Annotated in this window: 12 protein-coding genes; 7 read left to right on the plus strand and 5 right to left on the minus strand. The window is 60.0% G+C overall.

The window, feature by feature from the left end:
* Positions 1-94 precede the first annotated feature (94 nt).
* The 4 genes from lgt to ARCT_RS0116820 all read left to right on the plus strand — a co-directional run bounded on the left by lgt (position 95) and on the right by ARCT_RS0116820 (position 4,445).
* The gene (lgt, locus tag ARCT_RS0116805) at positions 95-994 is read left to right on the plus strand and encodes a prolipoprotein diacylglyceryl transferase (RefSeq protein ID WP_027241110.1); all 900 of its coding nucleotides are present in this window, start codon (positions 95-97) and stop codon (positions 992-994) included.
* Positions 991-2,061, plus strand: a complete 1,071-nt coding sequence (locus ARCT_RS0116810; protein WP_027241111.1) for a class I SAM-dependent methyltransferase — start codon at positions 991-993, stop codon at positions 2,059-2,061. The genes lgt and ARCT_RS0116810 overlap by 4 nt, the downstream gene beginning before the upstream one ends.
* Positions 2,058-2,813 carry a peptidoglycan editing factor PgeF gene (gene pgeF / locus ARCT_RS0116815; RefSeq protein ID WP_027241112.1) on the plus strand — a complete coding sequence of 252 codons (756 nt, stop codon included), beginning with the start codon at positions 2,058-2,060 and terminating at the stop codon, positions 2,811-2,813. The genes ARCT_RS0116810 and pgeF overlap by 4 nt, the downstream gene beginning before the upstream one ends.
* An 849-nt stretch (positions 2,814-3,662) precedes the next feature.
* Positions 3,663-4,445, plus strand: coding sequence for a Hint domain-containing protein (locus tag ARCT_RS0116820; RefSeq protein ID WP_036785063.1), 783 nt, complete (start codon positions 3,663-3,665; stop codon positions 4,443-4,445).
* Between the two features lie 69 nt (positions 4,446-4,514).
* On the opposite strand, the gene ARCT_RS0116825 is transcribed toward ARCT_RS0116820, so the two are convergent.
* Positions 4,515-5,015 (minus strand): Lrp/AsnC family transcriptional regulator, encoded by a 501-nt coding sequence (locus tag ARCT_RS0116825; protein WP_027241114.1) that lies wholly within the window; start codon positions 5,013-5,015, stop codon positions 4,515-4,517.
* Between the two features lie 308 nt (positions 5,016-5,323).
* On the opposite strand from ARCT_RS0116825, the gene trxB reads away from it, so the two are divergent.
* From trxB to ARCT_RS0116840, 3 genes are all read left to right on the plus strand, one after another.
* A complete protein-coding gene (gene trxB / locus ARCT_RS0116830; protein ID WP_027241115.1) occupies positions 5,324-6,268 on the plus strand; it encodes a thioredoxin-disulfide reductase in 945 nt (314 codons plus the stop codon).
* A gap of 183 nt (positions 6,269-6,451) precedes the next feature.
* Positions 6,452-8,176: an adenylate/guanylate cyclase domain-containing protein gene (locus ARCT_RS26405; RefSeq protein ID WP_084300893.1), complete on the plus strand. Its 1,725-nt coding sequence runs from the start codon at positions 6,452-6,454 to the stop codon at positions 8,174-8,176.
* Positions 8,177-8,450: 274 nt separating this feature from the next.
* A complete protein-coding gene (locus ARCT_RS0116840) occupies positions 8,451-10,526 on the plus strand; it encodes a bifunctional sulfate adenylyltransferase/adenylylsulfate kinase (RefSeq protein ID WP_027241116.1) in 2,076 nt (691 codons plus the stop codon).
* Between the two features lie 271 nt (positions 10,527-10,797).
* Here the strand turns inward: ARCT_RS0116840 and ARCT_RS0116845 are convergent, their stop codons facing one another.
* The 4 genes from ARCT_RS0116845 to ARCT_RS0116860 form a co-directional block, all read right to left on the minus strand.
* Entirely contained in the window at positions 10,798-11,688 is an 891-nt protein-coding gene (locus ARCT_RS0116845) for a hypothetical protein (protein ID WP_036785066.1), read from the minus strand.
* Between the two features lie 27 nt (positions 11,689-11,715).
* Entirely contained in the window at positions 11,716-12,600 is an 885-nt protein-coding gene (locus tag ARCT_RS0116850) for a PhzF family phenazine biosynthesis protein (protein ID WP_027241118.1), read from the minus strand.
* A gap of 133 nt (positions 12,601-12,733) precedes the next feature.
* Positions 12,734-12,967 carry a DUF1150 family protein gene (locus ARCT_RS0116855; RefSeq protein ID WP_027241119.1) on the minus strand — a complete coding sequence of 78 codons (234 nt, stop codon included), beginning with the start codon at positions 12,965-12,967 and terminating at the stop codon, positions 12,734-12,736.
* Positions 12,968-12,972: 5 nt separating this feature from the next.
* Positions 12,973-13,386, minus strand: a complete 414-nt coding sequence (locus ARCT_RS0116860; RefSeq protein ID WP_027241120.1) for an Hsp20 family protein — start codon at positions 13,384-13,386, stop codon at positions 12,973-12,975.
* Positions 13,387-13,529: the final 143 nt, after the last annotated feature.

Here is a 13,529-nt window from a genome sequence, read left to right on the forward strand (position 1 = left end):
CTTCTCCGTATCACTCATTCACCCTATATGGGGGCGTAATGGGTCGCGGGCAAGCCGTTGACTTTCAATTGCGCGCAAAGGCATTCAGGACCACATGCAGGCCATGATCCACTTCCCCGATATTTCGCCCGAGATTTTCTCGATTCCCCTGTTTGGCATCGAGTTTGCCCTGCGCTGGTACGCTTTGGCCTATATCGCAGGCATTGTGATTGCCTGGCGGCTTGCCGTTGCCGCGCTCAAATCGCCGCTGCTCTGGCCGGGGCAAAAGCCGCCGATGCGCCCGGATCAGGTCGAAGATCTGCTGACCTGGATCATTCTGGGGGTGATTCTCGGCGGGCGTCTTGGCTTTGTGCTGTTCTATCAGCCCAACTACTACCTGTCGCATCCCAGCGAGATCCTGCGGATCTGGCAGGGCGGCATGGCCTTTCATGGTGGCTTGCTCGGGGTGATTACCGCCGCCTGGGCCTATGCCCGCCACCACCGGATTTCCAAACTGCAGATGGCCGATCTGGTGGCCTATACTGTTCCCTGCGGGCTGCTGCTGGGGCGCCTGGCCAATTTTGTCAATGCCGAACTCTGGGGCCGCCCCACCGATTTGCCCTGGGGCGTCGCCTTTCCCGGACAGGCGGCGCAGGCCTGTGGTCAGGCCCTGGGAGAGCTCTGCGCCCGCCATCCGTCGCAGCTATATGAGGCCGCGATGGAGGGACTGTTGCTTGGGGCGGTGCTGATCTGGCTGACCTGGCGAGGCCAAAGCCTGCTGCGGCCAGGGATGAACCTGGGCGTGTTTCTGGCCGGCTATGGCCTGGCCCGGTTCACCGTCGAGTTCTTTCGCCAGCCGGACGCGCAGTTTGTCACCCCCGGCAACCCGCTGGGCCTGGCCTGGCAGCTGGGGGGCTATGGGCTCACCATGGGGCAGGCCCTCTCCTTGCCGATGATCGCGCTGGGGCTTTACTTTGCCCTGCGGCGCAAACCCAGCCAGGACCCGGCCCCATGAGCCCGCTCAAAGACCAGCTGGTGGCCCGGATCACCAGCGACGGCCCAATCAGCCTGGCCGACTATATGGCCGAATGCCTGCTGCACCCCGAACTGGGCTACTACACCAGCCAAACCCCCTTTGGGGCCCAGGGCGATTTCACCACCGCACCGGAAATCAGCCAGATGTTTGGCGAGCTCATCGGTCTGTCATTGGCGCAGTGCTGGTTAGATCAGGGCGCCCCGGCCCCCTTTACCCTGGCAGAGCTTGGCCCCGGACGCGGCACCCTGATGGCCGATCTGCTGCGGGCCACCCGCAGCGTGCCCGGCTTTCATGCAGGCCTGCAGCTGCATCTGGTCGAGGCCTCTCCCAATCTGCAGCAGCAACAGGCAAAGGCACTGACCGGCTATGACGTCACCTGGGTCACGCAGGTTGATGACCTGCCGCAGCAACCGCTGTTTCTGGTGGCCAACGAGTTTTTTGACGCCCTGCCGATCCGCCAGTTTGTCCGCGACTCCGAGGGCTGGCGCGAAAAGCGTATCGGCCTGGTTGCGGACGATCTGAGCTTTGGGCTGGGGCCGGAAGCACCGCAACCGGCGTTGGAGCATCGGCTCATCGACACCAAAGCCGATGATCTGGTGGAGCTGAGCCCGGCAACCGCCCCCCTCACCGCCACTCTGGCGCAGCGCATTGCCAGCCATGGCGGCGGCGCGTTGATCATCGACTACGGCGATTGGCGCTCTTTGGGCGACACCCTGCAGGCGCTGAAATCACATGCGCCCATTGACCCGCTGCAAACCCCCGGCGAGGCGGATCTTACCGCTCATGTTGATTTTGAGGTGCTCTGTTCTGTCGCGGCGGGGGCCGGCTGCGCCTATAGCAAGCTCACCCCTCAGGGTGTGTTTCTGGAACGGCTGGGCATCACCGATCGCGCCCGCGCGCTGGCCGCAGGGCTGGAGGGCGCGGCCCTGGAAAGCCTCATCGCGGCACATCGACGGTTGACGCACCCGACGGAAATGGGAAACCTGTTCAAAGTACTGGGGCTCACCCCTGTTCATATCGCGCCACCACCAGGATTAAATGCATGACGCTGGAAATACTCACCTCTGAGCTTTTGGGTCCCGTGCACCACGGGTTTTTCACCCGTCGCGGCGGCGCCTCCTCGGGGATTTTTCACGGGTTGAACTGCGGCGTCGGCTCTAGCGACCAGCGTGAGGCTGTGATGCTCAATCGCGCCCGTGTCGCCGAAGCGATGAATGTGGCCCCCACGGCCCTGGTTGGCGTGCATCAAATTCATTCAGCCGATGTGGCAGTGATCACCGGCCCCACCACAGAGCGCCCCCACGCTGATGCAATGGTCACAAAGACCCCCGGTGTGGCGCTTGGCATTCTGACCGCAGATTGCCAGCCGGTGCTGTTTGCCGACGCCGAGGCCGGCGTCATTGGTGCGGCCCATGCCGGCTGGCGCGGTGCGCTTGATGGGGTATTGGAGGCGACCTTGGACGCGATGGAGGATCTGGGCGCGGATCGCGCCAATACCTGTGCGGTCATCGGCCCGTCGATCTCTCAGCGCGCTTACGAAGTCGGGCCCGAGTTTTTTGAGGATTTCCTGCAAAAAGATCCCGATCATAGCCGCTTCTTTGCCCAAGGCCGGGAGGGGCGGTATCAGTTTGACCTGCCGGGCCTGGGGCTGCACCTGTTGCGCCAGGCGGGCATTGGGCAGGCCGAGTGGACGCGCCACTGCACCTATAGCGATGCGGAGCTGTTTTACTCCTACCGCCGCACCACCCATGCCGGGGAAGCCGACTACGGAAGGTTAATATCCTGCATTACCCTGTGAGGGCAGATCTGGGCACTGCTGCGCCGTTTTTGCCCCAATCCCCCCGTTTCAACGCGGGGGAGTCATTAAAAGTACCAAGAATTTTATATAAAACCCAATAACTTGCCCCCAGGCATTCCCGGTCAGTTACCGGCGCAGCTTTGCCAGTCGGGCAGCCACACAATTCCACCTCCGGGCCACATTCAGGGCGTAATGATTACCGATAAAGGGATCAACAGAGCCAAGGTAACACCGCCCGCGCCAGGTAGGAGACGCATTATGAAAGCCAGAGATCGGTTTTTGAAATCGGTAATTTCGACTGCAAAATCAGAGACTACGCAAATGCCCTGGAGCCGAGGAGTGGTCCGTGAGGCGCATCTGATCCAGCGTCGGACATTGCAAAATAGCCAGCCTGCGCCGAAGCCTTTGAAACGCGCCTAGGCGCAGCCTCTATTGGCCAAACATCCGCGCGCCCCAGGCAAGACAGCCTCATAGAATTTTATATGAGGCCGCTGCGGCACCGGGATCCGACCATGGCCATCCTTTTGCGGTGACCCTTTTTTAGTCAATGGCCGCCACAGTCTTTTCGGAACCAGCCTCCAGACCGCCTCGATGCATTAACTTCTGGCAATACCTACTGGAAATGACGTCTGGGCCGTTGAGACATTACAACCAGGGCACCATCGTGCACATTTTTACTATGCAAAACACAGCGCACTCATCCGGCCCGTCACAGGCCAAATCACAGGCCCAGTCACTGGCCCAGTTACAGGCCCAGTCACTGGCCCCCGCAACGGCCCCCAGGTCCCTCCATTCTCTGCCAATGGGGGGCGCACTCGTGACGCGTTTTGCAAGAAAGGTCTTCAGCCAATGACACTTCCGCATTCCCTGCAACAGGCCGCTGCCAAGGCCACAGAGAGCAGTGCACTTTTGCAGGACCCCGCCGTGCTGCGCCTGCCCAACAAACCGCAATTGCGGCGCTACGAGGTGAGCAGCCTGCTGCCCAATGGCGGCATCGCAGAGACCCGCCACATCGCCCCTGCCCTGCCGATATTTGAGGACGCCTTTTGCGCCTTCACGCGGGGATCGCTGGTGGAAACCACCCAAGGCCCCATTGCGGTAGAAGACCTGCTGCCCGGCGACAACATCATGACCCAGGGCGGCGGCAGTCAACCGCTGGTCTGGAAAGGCTCCACCAGCCTGGTGCCCTCGCGCAGTGATGCCAAGGGGCGTTGCCATCGGCTGACCAGTTTTATGCCCGACAGTCTGGGGCTGCAAAAGCCCGCCTCCTGCGTTGTGGCCGGACCGGCGGCGCGCCTGCTGCGGATGCCGCCGCATATGCGAATCACCACCGGCACACCGCAGCTGCTGACCCTGGCTGAAGAATTCCGGGATGGCATGAACATTTTTGAAACCGCCCCCCCCACTGTCGTGGATCTGTTCCACCTCTGTCTGCCAAACCATGCAGTGATCAAAGTCGGCGGCTTGGAGTTTGAGACCTATCACCCCGGCCCGGAGGCGCTAAAACTGGTGAGCTATGCGATCAAAACGCTCTATTTCAACCTTTTCAGCCATGTGGAATCGCTGAGCGGATTTGGCCCATTGGCCTATGAGCGGGCAACCGGGATGCCAGAAAATTCGCTGCGGGGCTAAACCTGACAGGGCGGCCGCCTGGGGCCCCCCAAAGGAGCGCTGCAACAAACGGCTACGGCCTTGCCACCCTTAGGCTTCGCGTTGCAGGCGTTCTTCCAGCACATCAAAGGGAACACCTGGTTCATCCTTGGCACCGCGAATGACCAGCGATGTCTTGACGCTGGCCACATTGGGCGTGGTCAAAAGCTCCGAGGTGAGAAAGCTTTGAAAGGTGCTGAGATCGGGCGAGACACATTTCAAGATGAAATCCACCTCACCGTTCAGCATATGGCATTCGCGCACCAGCGGCCAGCTGCGGCACTGGTCCTCAAAAGCGGAGAGCTCTACCTCGGCCTGGCTTTCCAGCCCGACCATGGCAAAAACCTGCACCTCAAAGCCCAGCTCGCGGGCGTTGACATCGGCATGGTAGCCGCCAATCAGACCAGCCTCTTCCAAAGCACGGACCCGGCGCAGACAGGGCGGTGCCGAAATGCCAACCCGTTTGGCCAGTTCGACATTGGTCATGCGCCCATCGGCCTGCAATTCCGAGAGTATCTTGCGATCAATCGGATCAAGACGGGTTGTGACCATGTGCAAAGCTCCTGTCGATTTTCGTTTCTTATAGCACCGCCGCCGGGCCGCGCAATATTATTTCACAGCGGCGACCTAATCTTTGCAACAGCCAGATACAAGCGCCAAAATACGCGCCAAAACAGGACGTAAAACTGGGCGGCGACAAAATCGCAAAAGCGTGATCCCTTCGCGCTCCCGCCGGGTCCTCAGCGCGTCATCAGGGGTTTAAGAGCCGCAGCCCTGCCGCTATATGCAATGGCGACGGTGGCCACAGCCGCCACTTACAGCATCATGTGCAGCATTGCTTGCAAATTTGGGGATACGAGATGAGCGACACGCGTCACACCAAGGTTCTGATCATTGGCTCCGGCCCGGCGGGCTACACCGCCGGTGTCTATGCCGCCCGCGCCATGCTGGAACCGGTTCTGGTTCAGGGCATCGAACCCGGCGGTCAGCTGACCACCACCACCGAGGTGGAAAACTACCCCGGTTTTACCGAGGTTCAGGGCCCCGATCTGATGATCAAGATGCAGGAACATGCTGCTGCCATGGGCTGTGACATTGTCGGCGATATCATCACCTCACTGGACACCTCGCAGCGGCCTTTTGTGGCCAAAGGCGATAGCGGCACCACCTATACTGCGGATGCGGTGATCCTGGCCACTGGCGCCCGCGCCAAATGGCTGGGGCTGGAAACCGAAGAAAAGTTCAAAGGCTTTGGGGTTTCTGCCTGCGCCACCTGCGACGGATTTTTCTATCGCGGCCAGGAGATCGTGGTCATCGGCGGCGGCAATACCGCCGTGGAAGAAGCGCTGTTTTTGACCAATTTTGCCTCCAAGGTCACCCTGGTGCACCGCCGCGACGAGCTGCGCTCGGAGAAGATCCTGCAGGACCGCCTGTTCAAGAACAAAAAGATCGAAACCCTGTGGTTCCATGAGCTGGAAGAGGTTTATGGCACCGACAGCCCGCTGGGCGTGGAGGGCATCAAGGTCAAAAACGTAAAGACCGGCGAGATCAGTGATATCGCCTGCAAAGGCGTCTTTGTTGCCATCGGCCATGCGCCCGCCAATGAGCTGGTGAAAGACACCCTGGAGCTGCACAATGGCGGCTATGTCTCGGTCAAGCCCGGCACGACTGAGACTTCGGTGCCCGGCATCTTTGCGGCCGGCGATCTGACCGATCACAAATACCGCCAGGCGGTGACCTCGGCTGGCATGGGCTGCATGGCCGCGCTGGACGCTGAACGCTTTATCGCGGAACAGCAAGACTGACCCCCAAAATCTGCAACAGGCAGACGATAGACCTGCTGGTTTCTGGTCGACCAAGGCAAACGCTGGTCGACCAGGACATTTGACAGCCAGGCGGGTCACGACCCTCTCCAAAATGCCGAAAGACCTTGACCTGCATAGGCACATCCAACACCCTGACGTGGTGCAACCGGAGGGGCCGTTCACGTGACACATGCACTCTGGCGCGGAGATTTCATTCAACGCAGTCGCTCCGCGAGCGGTATTTTCCTGCTCGTTTATGTCTTTTTGCATTTCTTGAATATTGCCGCCGGGCTTGTCTCCCCTGACTTCATGTTTCAGATGCAGGAGTTCCGTCGCCTGCTCACCGGCCACCTCCCCGGCCAGATCCTGTTGTTTCTGGCTCTTTTGACCCATTTCGCCCTGGCCCTGTGGCAGGTTGCCAGCCGCCGGACCCTGCGAATGAGCCTGCGGCAGGCCCTGCAGCTGGCCCTGGGGCTGTTGATCCCCTTCCAGCTGATCCAGCATCTCGTTGTCGCCAGCTACGCGCCCAGCGCCTATGGGCTGGATGACGACATGACCTCGATCATATTGCTGATGTGGAATTCCCCAGAAATCTGGCAACAGTATCTGCTGCTTTTGGTGGTCTGGGTGCATGGCTGTATTGGGCTGCATATGTGGCTGCGGATCACCGCATGGTGGCCACGGGTGCTGCCCTACATGATCGGCCTGGCCGTTCTTGTGCCCGCTCTTGCCCTGGCGGGACTGCTGACCGAAGGCCGCCGCATCTGGTCGGTCTTTATCCGTCCCGGCAATGCAGCGGTGATCCGGGACGCGTTCAACTGGCCCAACAACACCGCCTTTGCCCGCCTGTATGAGATCTATGACATCAGTTTCTGGCTGTTTATTGTCCTGCTCAGCGCGGCCGTGGCGACCTTTTATCTGCGCCGCTTTTTCCGCAAGCGGAAATCGCTGCAGATCCGCTATGAAGATGGCACCCGGATCACCATCGAAAACGGGCTCACCCTGCTGGAGATATCTCAGCTCAACGGCATCCCCCATACCTCGCTTTGTGGGGGCAAGGGGCGCTGCACCACCTGCCGGATCGAGGTGACCAAGGGCCTGGAAAACCTGCCCCCGCCCAGCACCGCCGAGGCGCGGACGCTCAAGGCCATCAAAGCCCGGGAAAACGTGCGGCTGGCCTGCCAGGTCCGGCCCACCTCGTCGCTTGCCATTCAGCGTGTCTACCAGCCAAAGGGGCGCCGTCAGACCCATTCAGCCCAGGGCGTGGAAAAAACCATCGCGGTGCTGTTTCTGGACATTCGCGGCTTTACCGCGCGCTCTGCCGGCTTGCTCCCCTATGATATCGTCTTTCTGTTGAACCGGTTCTTTGATGCAATTGTTCCTGAAATCACCAAGGCCGGAGGCACCGTAGACAAATATATGGGCGACGGGCTGCTGGCGCTTTTTGAAATGGACAATACGGAACACTCGGCGCAGGCGGGTATCACTGCTGCGGGCAACATTGGCGTCGCTCTGGCCCGGTTCAACAGATTGCTGGCATCCGAAGGCGAAGACCCTGTGCGCATCGGCATGGGACTGCATACCGGAACCGTTGTGCTGGGGGAAATTGGCACCACCGGCAATGCGCCCCGCACCCTGATCGGCTCTGCAGTGAATGCCGCCAGTCGGCTTGAGGCCAAAACCAAGGAACTGGGTGTCGAGCTGCTGATCTCTGACACAGTGGTGCAGGCGGCGGGCATGGCAGCGCCACAGGATCTGTTTCAGGATTTCGCCCTGCGCGGCGTCGATCACCCGGTCCGCGCCCTGCCGGTGGCCCGGGCCTCTAGTCTGGAACAACTGCTGACAGCACAGACAGATCCGGAAGCGACAATACTTGCACCAGACATGCACCAGCAGCCGGCAAGGTAAGCGAAGGTCTTCACAGCCCGCCGCTGGCGCTTTTCCACCGCTCAATTAGGCGCCCGGCCCCATCGTTCCAAAGTTTTACCAGCTTGTGGTCCAGTGTTTCGCCCGCCAAGAGCCGACTGGAACAGCGTCCACGCAAAACCAGACAAATCAAACCAGACAGCGTTGCAGCCCAACAACGCTGGCCTTTTGCGCTGTTTCCGGGCATTTTCCCCCTTTGCTCGTGCAGCAATTTATGCGATGCGTTCACGCCTGAACGCACATTGACCAGCACATCATGACCGCACCCGACTCAAATCTTACCCCAGATGAAGAAGACCTGCTCTTCCGCCTCCTGCGCCAGTTGGATCTGGCACCGGAAGCCTCGCAACGCGCGACGGCTTCTGCCTTGGGTATGTCCTTGGGGGGGTTGAACACCCAGCTCCGCGCAGCAGCCGATGCCGGGCTGATCGCAATCAGCGACCGCCCCGGACCCGACAAACGGCAGCGCTACACCTACACACTGACCCGGCGTGGCGCCGCTGAGAAACGCCGCCTCACCGATCAATTCCTTTCTCGCAAGCTCGCTGAATACAACGTGCTGCATGCGGAACTTACCGGCACAGCCAGCGGCTTGCCTCACATCAAACACAGGACTCATCCAATGCAGAACAATCTGGCTCCTATCCCCGAGCTCTATGTCTCTTATGACTCTGCTCAGAAGCTGAAAATCGACGCCGGTCAGCTGAAAAGCCACGACCTGACACCCCGCCAGATCTGCGATCTTGAGCTGCTGATGAACGGCGGTTTCAACCCGCTCAAGGGCTTCCTGAGCGAGGAAGACTACAACGGCGTTGTGGAAAACATGCGCCTGGCTGATGGCTCTTTGTGGCCGATGCCGATCAACCTGGATGTCTCCGAAGAGTTTGCCGCCACGCTGGAAGTGGGCGAAGATATCGCACTGCGCGATCAGGAAGGCGTGATCCTGGCCACCATGACGGTGACAGACCGCTGGACCCCAAACAAAGCGCGCGAAGCCGAAATGGTCTTTGGGGCCGACGACGATGCGCATCCTGCCGTCAACTACCTGCACAACCAGGCTGGCGACATCTATCTGGGCGGCCCTGTCACCGGCATCCAGCAACCTGTGCACTATGATTTCCGCGGTCGTCGCGACACCCCAAATGAGTTGCGCGCCTATTTCCGCAAGCTGGGCTGGCGTAAGGTCGTAGCCTTCCAGACCCGCAACCCGCTGCACCGCGCCCACCAGGAGCTGACCTTCCGCGCCGCGCGTGAAGCCCAGGCCAACCTGCTGATCCATCCGGTTGTCGGCATGACCAAACCCGGCGATGTCGATCACTTTACCCGCGTGCGCTGCTACGAGGCCGTACTGGACAAATATCCAGCCTCCACCACCGCGATGAGCCTGCTGAACCTGGCAATGCGTATGGCCGGCCCCCGCGAAGCGGTCTGGCACGGGTTGATCCGCAAGAACCACGGCTGCACCCATTTCATCGTTGGCCGCGACCACGCTGGCCCCGGCAAGAACTCTGCCGGTGACGATTTCTACGGCCCCTATGATGCGCAGGATCTGTTCCGCACCCATCAGGAAGAAATGGGCATCGAAATGGTCGACTTCAAACATATGGTTTGGGTGTCGGAGCGCGCACAGTATGAGGCCATCGACGAGATCAAAGACAAGGATGATGTGACCATCCTCAACATCTCGGGCACCGAGCTGCGCCGCCGCCTGTCCGAGGGTCTGGAAATCCCCGAGTGGTTCTCCTTCCCCGAGGTGGTCAAGGAACTGCGCCGCACCAAGCCACCGCGCTCCAAACAGGGCTTCACCGTCTTCCTGACCGGCCTGTCCGGGTCCGGCAAATCCACCATCGCCAACGCGCTGATGGTCAAGCTGATGGAAATGGGTGGCCGTCCGGTAACCTTGCTGGATGGGGATATCGTGCGTAAAAACCTCAGCTCCGAGCTGGGTTTCTCCAAAGCGCACCGGGATCTCAACATCCGCCGCATCGGCTATGTCGCCTCTGAGATCACCAAAAACGGTGGCATCGCCATCTGCGCGCCCATTGCCCCCTATGCAACCACCCGCCGCGCCGTGCGCGAAGACGTGGAAGCCTTTGGCGCCTTTGTTGAAATCCATGTCGCCACCTCGCTGGAAGAATGCGAACGCCGCGACCGCAAGGGCCTGTACAAACTGGCCCGCGAAGGCAAGATCAAAGAGTTTACCGGGATCTCCGACCCCTATGATGTCCCCGTCAGCCCAGAGCTGAGCGTGGAAACAGAAAATGTCGATGTCGACAACTGCGCCCATCAGGTTCTGCTCAAGCTGGAAAACATGGGTTTGATCGCAGGCTAAGCTGCCCGCCGGGCCTATGCCCGACACAGGCCGCTAACTGGCTGGCACCAGGCCAACGGCCCGCCCTTTTTTGAGGGCGGGCCGTTTTTCGTGGCGGACTGTTTTATGGCGGACTGTTTTATGGCAATTGCAGATTTTGCGACGGCGCGACATTGGCAAGGCAGAAGCCCCCAGCGCGGTCGTCCCTCTGCCATGCCAAACATTGCACACAGATAGGCGTCTGGGTTCTAGGCGTCTAACTTCTAGGCGTCTGGGTTCGGGCAGATGTCGGCTAAAGACTGTCGCGCAGGGCAAGGGCGGCGCGCAAAGACAGATCGCCATAGTCCGCCGCCGCCTGTTTCAAGCGCCGCAAAGCGGGCAATCGACGGGCATAATCCTCTGGGCCGATCTTCTGAAACGCTGCCTCGAACTCCGCTTGGTTGCGGCAAAGAATGATCCCCTCGCCCTCAAAGAAATCACTGATATTCGGACAGCCCCAATACAGCGGCACCGTCTCACAAAGGATCGCATCAATCAGTTTTTCGGTGAAGCAGTTTTGCTCGCGCACATTTTCGATCACCACGGAATAGCGGTACGGGGCCAGCCCTTCTGATTTGTTCTCAAAGGCCTTGTAGCCGCGCCCCAGAATCTCTGCTTCGGGCATCTGCGCCTGCAGGTAGGCCACAATCTGATGGCGCAGCTTGTGGCCGGGGTGATCATTCTTGGCTGAGGCGATAAGCGACAGCTCCCTGGTCTTGGTGATCTGCAGCTGCTGCCACTCTGGCACCCAGGTGGTGCCAAAGGGCAGCATCAGCCCATTGGGCAGCCGCGCCAATAGCTGGGGATCATAGGTAAAGACCCGGAAGAACCGCCGCGCGCTCAGCCGCAATATGCGGTGATGATCCGCAGACATGATCTTGGGCTCTGCCACGATCATCGAAATCCGCGCCGGGCAGCAGCGGTGCGACTGGATATGCATCGCCCGTTTGGCAAAGACGATCAGGTGATCCTCTGGCGCCATGTGTTTGATCTGCTTTCCAAGCAGCCGATCCGGGCAGCCCAGCGGCCATTCCATCTCGCTGAGCGGGCGCTCGGCCAGCGCTTTACCCAGTTTGCCGCCATAGGGCATAACTGCAATCGCGGGCGGCGCGACACCGGCTGTTTCAGGACGCGTCATAGTCATCAGTTTCCGTCATTTCTGGATCTCAGATCAGCTTTGATCCGGCAGGTCAACCGAACCGCGCATCAAGACAAAGCCGGTGCCGGAAACCTTTATGCCCTGCAAAGCGTCACAACTGCCCAGTCGGCTGACGCGCGCCATACCTGGCCGCCCCATGCCATGGCCCTGTTCAGCGACAAAACTGTCTTTCTGCATCAGGCCATTGCGCCACAGGTAGGCCGCCATCGCCCCGGTGGCTGACCCGGTAAAGGGATCTTCGGGCGGGCTGGGCGGCGCCATCAACAGCCTCGAATAGGTATCCCCCAGCTCCGTTGCCCCCTGCAGGGTCACCAGAAACGGCTCCATCATATCAATGCCATCGGCCCCCAGCGCCTGGCCCAGCTTGGCCAGCGCCGGAAGGTCAAGGCGCGCCTGCGCCAATGCGCTGTGATCTTTGAGCACGGTAATACAGAAGGGCAATCCCGTTGACACTTTTTGGGGGGTGCCCAGAATGGCCTCTACCGGCAAGGAAATTGCCGCCGCCACCAGGGCAGGATCGGGTTTTGGCCCAAACTCTGGCGCGATCTGGGTCATTTCGATCTGATCGCCCGCAATGGTCACCGGCACGATCCCGGCGCCGGTTTCCAGGTGGATCTGACCGTCGCCAATCAGCCCACGGTCGCGCAGGGCGGCCACGGTGGCAATTGTGGGATGGCCAGCAAAGGGGATCTCGCGGCTGGCCAGGAAATAGCGCACCCGGATGTCAGCCAGATCAGAAGGGCCGGTAAAGGTGCATTCAACCAATGAGGTTTCACGCACATAGGCGGTGCAGGTCTCTACCGGCAGATGGGCCCCGCCATGCACCACAGCGCAGCCATTGCCACCAAAGGCCCGGTCCGAGAAGGCATCCACCCAGTCAAAGTCAAATCTGCTCATCGAGCCTACCCTATCCGCTTGTTTCACTTGCGGGGAGCCTAGCCAAGATCGGGCTGAGGTTAAACCTCCCGCAAGAGCCAAGCCAATCGCTCAGGACAGGCTCAGTTCAGGAATGACCCGCGCGATCTGCGCCTTAATGCACTGCAACCGGAGAGAAATCGTTTTGCCGGGCCAGGACAAAGGCCAGCTTGCGGTCGGTCACCACGGCAAGCTGCTCGCCTTCGGCGTCATGCACCGCATAGAGCTGTTCGCGGCCCTCGGCGCTGGCCTGCATGTCTTTGGGCAGGTCACCAACGGCAACCGTTTTCACATAGACAATGCGCGGACCAGAAGTGGCAGAGGTGGAGCTGTCAAAAGGAGTCTGCATGTTTCTTAACCCTTCTTGATATTGATTGTTTGAACCACGGTTTCCGGACGCGACCGCGTAAGATCCACGTGCAAAAGCCCGTTTTCCATTACCGCTTCGCCAACGTCGACACCATCAGCCAGCACAAACATGCGCTGAAACTGTCGGGCAGCGATTCCACGGTGCAGGAAGACCCGCCCGTCACTGTCTTCGCCCTGGCGGCCCCGGATCACCAATTGGCGATCTTCGACCGTTATCGCCAGATCCGCCTCAGAAAATCCGGCCACCGCGAGGGTGATACGATAGGAAAAATCAGAGGTTTGTTCAATGTTATAAGGCGGGTAGCCTTCGTTACCGGATTTGGCCGAGCGTTCCAGAAGGCGTTCCAACTGCTCAAACCCCAGCATATGCGGGTAAGACCCCAGAGTGAGTTTCGACACGTATATCGTCCTTTTGCTTCAAAGCGACGTTGATCAGCAGTCCCATGGCGGCAACTGCTTTTCTAGAATATGGTAAGTTTTCTCGACTTCTCAAGACTATGGCTGCAAGGTCTAGCGGAAAAGACGTTAAAGAAGTATCTTGA

The sequence above is a fragment of the Pseudophaeobacter arcticus DSM 23566 genome, from assembly GCF_000473205.1.
Lineage (GTDB): Bacteria > Pseudomonadota > Alphaproteobacteria > Rhodobacterales > Rhodobacteraceae > Pseudophaeobacter > Pseudophaeobacter arcticus.